This window comes from Alkalibacterium sp. m-11 (genome assembly GCF_054658155.1).
The window spans coordinates 1-255 of the sequence record NZ_BAAGIR010000554.1 but is presented as its reverse complement, the minus strand read 5'-3'; the positions used below and the strand labels follow the sequence as shown (position 1 = coordinate 255).

Sequence of the window (255 nt, the reverse complement as noted above, 5' to 3'; positions counted from 1 at the left end):
ACACTCCTCACGGATTGGGTAACGTCCAGGGCGAGACAAATAAGGCCGACAACATAGCGTTTATGGGGAATGACATAATCCGGAAGGATCCGTGACAGACAAGAACAGTTAGCGCAACGTACGCGAGAGATCTGTAATGTAAATGAGTAGGTGTGATTAAGGTATACTTCTCTTGAACATACATCATAAAAGACGATGGCTGTATGATTACATTTGGGGCAGCTGGGATGCATAGATAAGAAATCATTGAAGAAA

General features: G+C 43.1%; 1 protein-coding gene. It reads right to left on the bottom strand.

Features of this window, described 5'->3' with window-relative positions; translation table 11 throughout:
• The coding region (locus ACYQ2O_RS13575; RefSeq protein WP_459796863.1) for a DUF6431 domain-containing protein at positions 1-233 on the bottom strand (233 nt) is incomplete at its 3' end.
• Positions 234-255: the final 22 nt, after the last annotated feature.